The organism is Bacteroidales bacterium (assembly GCA_035647615.1).
GTDB lineage: Bacteria > Bacteroidota > Bacteroidia > Bacteroidales > 4484-276 > SABY01.
In genome coordinates this window covers 56293-63443 of sequence record DASRND010000027.1, presented here as the reverse complement: position 1 = coordinate 63443, position 7151 = coordinate 56293, and the positions used below count along the sequence as shown (strand labels likewise).

Annotated in this window: 6 protein-coding genes; 5 read left to right on the top strand and 1 reads right to left on the bottom strand. The window is 43.3% G+C overall.

The window, feature by feature from the left end:
* Positions 1–360 precede the first annotated feature (360 nt).
* From VFC92_08885 to VFC92_08875, 3 genes are all read left to right on the top strand, one after another.
* The gene (locus tag VFC92_08885) at positions 361–1908 is read left to right on the top strand and encodes an acyl-CoA carboxylase subunit beta (GenBank protein ID HZK08302.1); all 1548 of its coding nucleotides are present in this window, start codon (positions 361–363) and stop codon (positions 1906–1908) included.
* Between the two features lie 33 nt (positions 1909–1941).
* Positions 1942–2268 carry an acetyl-CoA carboxylase biotin carboxyl carrier protein subunit gene (locus tag VFC92_08880; protein ID HZK08301.1) on the top strand — a complete coding sequence of 109 codons (327 nt, stop codon included), beginning with the start codon at positions 1942–1944 and terminating at the stop codon, positions 2266–2268.
* Positions 2269–2598: 330 nt separating this feature from the next.
* Positions 2599–4446: a hypothetical protein gene (locus tag VFC92_08875; protein ID HZK08300.1), complete on the top strand. Its 1848-nt coding sequence runs from the start codon at positions 2599–2601 to the stop codon at positions 4444–4446.
* A 205-nt stretch (positions 4447–4651) separates the two neighbouring features.
* Here the strand turns inward: VFC92_08875 and VFC92_08870 are convergent, their stop codons facing one another.
* On the bottom strand, positions 4652–5017 hold the full coding sequence (locus VFC92_08870; protein HZK08299.1) for a MotA/TolQ/ExbB proton channel family protein: 366 nt from the start codon (positions 5015–5017) through the stop codon (positions 4652–4654).
* A gap of 234 nt (positions 5018–5251) precedes the next feature.
* On the opposite strand from VFC92_08870, the gene VFC92_08865 reads away from it, so the two are divergent.
* Together VFC92_08865 and VFC92_08860 are read left to right on the top strand one after the other, a co-directional pair.
* A complete protein-coding gene (locus VFC92_08865; protein ID HZK08298.1) occupies positions 5252–6304 on the top strand; it encodes a histidine kinase in 1053 nt (350 codons plus the stop codon).
* 15 nt (positions 6305–6319) lie between these two features.
* On the top strand, positions 6320–7021 hold the full coding sequence (locus VFC92_08860) for a LytTR family DNA-binding domain-containing protein (protein ID HZK08297.1): 702 nt from the start codon (positions 6320–6322) through the stop codon (positions 7019–7021).
* Positions 7022–7151: the final 130 nt, after the last annotated feature.

Sequence of the window (7151 nt, the reverse complement as noted above, 5' to 3'; positions counted from 1 at the left end):
AAATTAATCTGCAAATATAGTATTGTGTAGTTAAAAGCTTGCGAAGCCGGTTTCGATGCTTTGAAAATAACTTGTTGGTTGGCAGCGGCAGGGATTGGAGCGGCAGATGGCGAAGTGGCGGCTCATATTTTGGCGGCGGGTGGCGGCTGACGCAGGAAGCCCCCGCACCGCCGACCAAAATAAAGCCGCCGCAAGCCAGCTATAGCGGAAAGCCCGTCAGCCGCCCTAATTATTAGTCACCATTGTCAACAACTTAACCGATGATGAAAACAATGAAATTGATAAAGTGTATCTTTGCCTTCATTTGCAACTTTTTTGATAAACTAAACGGATCTAAGCTGATTTACTAAAATTACGATTATGCCAGAAAAATCTAAATCAACAGATTTGCGTCGCAGGATGCGTGATGCGCTTAAAGGTGGTGGCGACAAAGCCATCGAGCGGCAAAAGGCCACCGGAAAGCTTACCGCGCGCGAACGAATTATCGCCCTGGTTGATGCCAAATCATTTCATGAGTACGATCTATTTGTGGAACATGCCGGTAGAGATTTCGACATGGATCAGAAGTACCTGCCCGGCGACGGTGTAATTACCGGAACAGGAACAATATTAGGACATCCTGTTTGCATTTATGCGCAGGATTTTACGGTGGCCGGCGGTTCGCTGGGCTACATGCACGCTAAGAAGATTACCAAGATTATGGATCATGCCATGAATCTGAAGGTGCCCCTTATTGGCATCAACGATTCTGGTGGCGCCCGTATTCAGGAAGGTGTGAACTCGCTGGCAGGTTATGGCGAGATTTTTTATCGCAACACGCAGGCCTCGGGCGTCATCCCGCAGATTTCGGTGATTTTGGGCCCCTGTGCCGGTGGCGCAGTGTATTCGCCTGCACTCACCGACTTTGTGTTTGTGGTGGATAAAATCTCCAAGATGTTTATCACCGGTCCCGAAGTGATAAAGACGGTGCTGGGCGAAGAGATAACCATGGAAGAGCTTGGCGGCGCACGCACCCATGCCGAAATTACCGGCAATGCGCATTTCTATGCCGAGACCGAGGTGGAGTGCTTCAGTCAGATAAAACAATTGGTTAGCTTTATCCCCTGGAACAACTTTAAAAAAGCTGATTCATTCCCCAAGAAAAAACCCAAAAGCCGCAAGTTCAACCTTGAAGACATCATTCCCAGTGATGCCAAGCAGCCCTACGATGTACGCGATGTGATACGGGCAGTGGTGGACGACTCTGAATTTTTTGAGATTCACGAACTCTTTGCCGCCAATATTGTAATTGGTTTTGGCAGGTTAGATGGCGAAACAATAGGGTTTGTAGCCAACCAGCCGCTGGTACTTGCCGGTGTGCTCGATGTGGATTCATCTGACAAAGCCGCTCGTTTTGTCCGCTATTGCGATGCTTTCAATATTCCGCTGTGTACGTTTGTCGACTTGCCGGGCTACTTGCCGGGCGTGGAGCAGGAACATGCAGGCGTTATCCGCCACGGCGCCAAAATCCTTTACGCCTACAGCGAAGCCACTGTTCCCAAGCTTACAGTGATATTGCGCAAAGCTTATGGCGGCGGCTACATAGCCATGTGCTCGCACCATCTGCGCGCCGACTTTGTATTTGCCTGGCCTACCGCCGAAATAGCGGTAATGGGTCCCGAAGGCGCCGCCAACATTATTTTCCGTAAGGAGATAATGCAGGCCAAAAACCCCGAAAAGCTCCGTCAGGAAAAGATAGAAGAATACAAGGAAAAGTTTGCCAATCCTTATGTGGCAGCAGCTTATGGATATATCGATGCCGTGATAGAACCCGAAGAAACACGTCCTTTTCTGTTGCATGCTTTGCAGATATCCAAAAATAAGTCGGTGGAGCGACCGCAAAAAAAACATGGCATCCCACCGTTTTAATCAATACCGTCAAACGCAAATCATTTTAAATCTATGGATAACGAAGAAAAAGAACTCGACTATAGGAGTTTGTGGGTTGATGAGGTAAAATACCGCACAACCCTCACACGCAAATATTTGAACCGTAAGCCTTACGAGCCGCCCAACATCAAAAAAATAAAAGCGTTCATTCCGGGCACCATCAAAGCGGTGTATATTAAACGCCGGTCACGCGTAAAAATGAACGATGAGCTGATGATACTCGAAGCCATGAAAATGCAGAATATCATCAAAGCTCCCATGGACGGCGTGATAAAAGCCGTTTATGTAAAAACCGGCCAGGCTGTAGCCAAAGATTTCCTGCTGATAGAGTTTCAGTAGAAATTTGTCGGCTACCATATTTTAAAAATAGCGCAGGCACTTTCCGGGTGGGAAGTGCCTGCAGTTTTTTAAGGAAGAGTGATCAATTTAAAAAATTAAACACACCTACTCCTTTATCACTTTGTGCGTGGCCACCATCTTTCCGTTTTTATCGGTGAGCCTGAAAATATAAGTACCGGGCTGATAAGTGGAAGGGTCGATGGAGCTCTAACTGTTTCTGAGCTTCTGACTAGGGATAAGCCTGCCATTCTGAAAGACAAGAAAAATACAAAGCGTAGAACAATAAAACTATTTTTGCAACGAAAATATTCGGTTTTAAAAAGGCAGTCTATGAATCGTTTAAAAAAATCGGCATACATTTCTTTGATTGTTGTAATTCTGCTAAGTGTGTTTATTAGCTATCAACGAATTTCAAACCAACACACTAATTATCTGGCCTATGATAACTTTGGTTATTACATGTATCTACCGGCACTTTTTATTTACGATGACATTAAGATAAAAGATTTTAGCTGGGTTGAAAACATCAACCAAAAATACAAAAGTACCCCCACCTATTACCAATTCGACCGTGGCAACCAAGACAACAAGGTGATCAGGTTTTTTATGGGGATGTCCATCCTTTACCTTCCAGGATTTACTGCCGGGCACATCATTGCCTTGAACACGGATTATCCGGCCGATGGTTTCTCCGATCCATACTATTGGGGTTTATTGGGCTGGAGTCTCTTTTTTTTTATCACCGGAATCTTCTTTTTACGAAAGGTATTGCTCGAATTCTTCAGCGATGTTGTCACTTCGCTGACATTGATCTTCCTATTTATTGGAACCAACCTTTATTTTTTCTCAACCATCGGTAACGACACACCCCATGTTTATTTATTTGCAGTTACTGCTATCCTCATCTGGTTTGTAATCAAATGGTACAAAGAAAAGAAAACAAGCTCTGCCATTGCTATGGGATTTTTTTCCGGCCTCTTAATCATCAGTCGCCCTGGCGAATTTACCATTCTGTTTCTTATTTTATTGTGGGGCGTTTCAGGATGGAAAACATTGAAAGAAAAACCGGCTATATTTTTTAGGCATTGGAAACAAATGCTTTTGTTTGCAGGTACCGGGCTTATTTTTCTGGTTTTGCAGATGCTTTACTGGAAAACTGCTACAGGGAATTTTTTATTCTTTCCCTACAACGATCCGGGTTCTGCCCTCGACCTTTTGCATCCACGATTTTGGTGGGTACTGTTTAGTTTCCGCAAAGGCTGGTTGATTTATTCTCCGCTGATGATTTGTGCCATTTGGGGATTTTATTTCATGTATAAAAAGAATAGGGAAATATTTTGGGCTGTTTTTGTGGTGTTCCTGTTGAACCTTTATCTTATTTCATGTTTCACAAGCCTTATCAGCTATGGCTATAGGGCCTTCATCCAGATGTATGCGCTGCTGGCCATTCCCCTTGGATATTTCATTCAATTTCTACTCAATAAAAGAACAGTTGTAAAAATTGCTGCAGCGATCATCTTTATACTTTTCGCTGCAGTCAATATTTTTCAATCCAGGCAAATCGCTTTGGGGATCATTCATGGTTCCAGAATGACAAAGGAATACTACTTCGCTACTTTTCTTAAAAAGCATGTAACCAATCAGGACAGGAAGCTTTTGCTCATTGATCGCTCAGCAACTGGCATCGACATTTTTTCGGATGAGGAAAATTACAACAAGAAGCAATTAGGATTTGAAAGTTATGAGGAACCTGTGGCGTACAAGGAGCAGTTTTTTGATACAAGCATTGTTTTCGATGGAAAATATTCCATCAGGCTCGACAGTACCTATGTTTACACACCTTCCATTACGGCCACCTTCGATGAAATAACCGATGATTACTATGCCTGGATACGGGCTGCTGTTAAGTTTTATCCTACCGAAGAACTTTCAGGGCACGATTTGTTCCTCGTCGTAACCTTTAGTTACGGCGGTGTGGCGCATAAATGGAGAAGTATGAGTACCGATAGAATGCTTGAACCCATCAAGCTCAACGAATGGAACACCATGACTTTGGATTACCTGACACCGGAAGCCCGTTCGCGGGATGAAGAACTTAGTGTTTATGTTTGGAATCCCCGCAATGCCAAGGCCTACATTGATAATCTGGAAGTGGAGGTTTTTGAGAGGAAAAGATAGAAGTGGGATGGGATAGAAAGGTTGACAATAATTATTTTAAAGGGGTAAGATTAATTGACAAAACCCTGACAGGGCTTCGAGCTCTATCAGGGTTTTGCTAAATCGGAAAAAGCCATACCGTGAATAGCTCCACGCTTCAGTGCAACCGTTTAATTAGGTGCTACACTAATCTTAAGCAGAATTCAGACGGTGACTTCAAGCCAAACTACCGCCACACCATCTTCACCACATACCAAATAACAAAGGAAATCAGTCCCACGCCCAACCCAAACAGAGTTGAGTAGAACGAGACGAAAACACCGCCCATGATGATCTGTGGCGCTATGTCTCCGTACATTTGGATATGCTGGAAGGCCTGGTATAATCCAAGTATCTGATAAAACAAGCCAAAAAGCAGCGCTATTCCACCCAGCGAAGGAATGGACAAAAGCAGCTTGTGGTCCAGTTGGGTAAGCGGGAGTTTGGAAACCCTTCGCGCGATTTCGATGATGCTAACGATAAGCACGACAATGCCTAAAATAAGGATAAAGGCCATACCTTCAATTCCACCGGTGATTAAGAATTCTCTCATAGTTTTTGAATTTTTAAAATTAACATTGAATGAATTACCGGCAATAGTAGTAGAGGTTTGTTTTATAAAAAAATCTTTTCCCCGAATGACGGGATAAATCCCCTGAAAAGAATTGGGTACTCCACAGTCTGCGACTTACCGCAGACTGTTTTCTGCAGACTGCATTCGGGGGATAAAACCATGCTTTCGGGGGAAAAGCAATTTGCTAAAAGCATATTTCTTTAGATTTGCCCAATGTTTTTACTACAGCCCAAATACAAAGTCTTGCTTCATATCCTTTACTGGATGGTAGTTGTGGTTTTCCTCTCCTTATTTTTCGGGCATTTTAACCGGGATTCTTACAACACCCTATTTTACGTGTGTTTGCAGCTGCCCATAGTCGTCCTCACCACCTACGCCATCAATTACTGGCTGGTTCCCCGCTTTCTTTTTCATAAAAAATACTACGCTTTCTTTTATTTACTCACCGCCACCATTATTGTTTCGCTGTGGATGAACTCCCTCTTATCCATTTTTACCTTTATTACGATATGGGAATTTGATGTGGGTAGGATGCCAAGCGGCAACTTTGATCTGTTTTTTATTTCGGCGGGAATGTATTTGGTGGTGCTTATGGGTGTAGCTATTCATTTTGTTAAAGAATCATTCTATCAGCAGGAGGAAAGGCACCGCATGATCGAGCAGCAAATCTCCACCGATTTACAACTGAAAGAAGCCCGCCTGAAAATGCTGCAAAACCAGTTACACCCGCACACACTATTTAATTCGTTGAACCTGATTTATGGTCATAGTCTTAAAAAGTCGGAGCTAACGCCACAGTTGATTATTCATCTTTCGAATATGTTGGATTATATGCTTTACCGCTGCGATGATGAGCTGATTGTTATCGAAAAAGAAATAGATTTTTTAAAAGACTATATTGCTCTGGAAAAGCATAAGTTTAAGGATTTAAACCTTGAAATTTCGTGGCCCGTTGGGCAGAGTAACTTTTTGATTGCCCCGCTGATCTTGCTGCCTTTTTGCGAAAACTGTTTTAAACATGTAAAAAGCACTACCGGGCAGGAGTATTTTATCAAAATCGATGGAAAGATCATAAATCAAAATCTGATTTTCACAACTTTTAATACCTGCAATACGAAGGGAAGAAATTCTGATATTAAGGGCATCGGGATAAAAAATGTGAAAGAACGGTTGGCAATATTGTACGAAGGTAAGCATCAACTGACAATTGAAGCGACAGAGAATAGTTACAAATTGCAGCTTTCGCTCGCGCTGGATTCGGTGTGATAAATTACAAAACCTATGGAATACAAGTGTGTGATTATTGACGACGAACCTATGGCCATCGAGGTATTGCAAAACCACCTGGCACAGATAGAGAATTTGCGTGCGACCGGAACGTTTACCTGTCCGCTGGCTGCCTCGCAATACCTGGCCAAACATCCTGTGGATTTACTCTTCCTCGATATCGAGATGCCTGCCATTACCGGCTTTGGTTTATTAAAAACGTTAAGCTTACTGCCCAAAGTCATCATTACCACCGCCCACCGCAATTATGCTGCTGAGGCCTTCGATTTCCAGGTGCTCGATTATTTATTGAAACCCATCTCGCTGGAGCGATTTATGAAAGCCGTCAACCGGTTTTACGAGGCGGTATCGGATAAGCCCGTTCTCGAAAATTCCGATGCCACCCATCTGGGATTTCTTATTCTTAAGGCAAACAAACGTTTTCACAAAGTTTTTATCAAAGAAATTTTATTTATCGAGAGCATGGACGATTTTATCCGCATCCACACACACAATTCAAAACTGGATGTTTACGATCGGCTGGTGGGTATGGAAGCGAAACTGCCTGCCCAGCAATTCCTTAGGGTGCATAGGGGGTTTTTGGTAAACAGGATGAAAATTGAAAGCTTTTCAAGCTCAGAAATTTTTATAAAAGATTTTGAAATTCCTATTGGGATAACCTACCGCGATGTGGTGGCGGCTCTGCTCGCGACATGACGAAATAAAGACACAATGTTCATCGCCTTAGGAACCTGGAAGTCACCCGATGAATTGCTCGGGCAGCCGGGCGGTATTTTGAACTTTAGCACGCTGCTCAAGCCGAATTCACCAGGTGACTAATAAATTA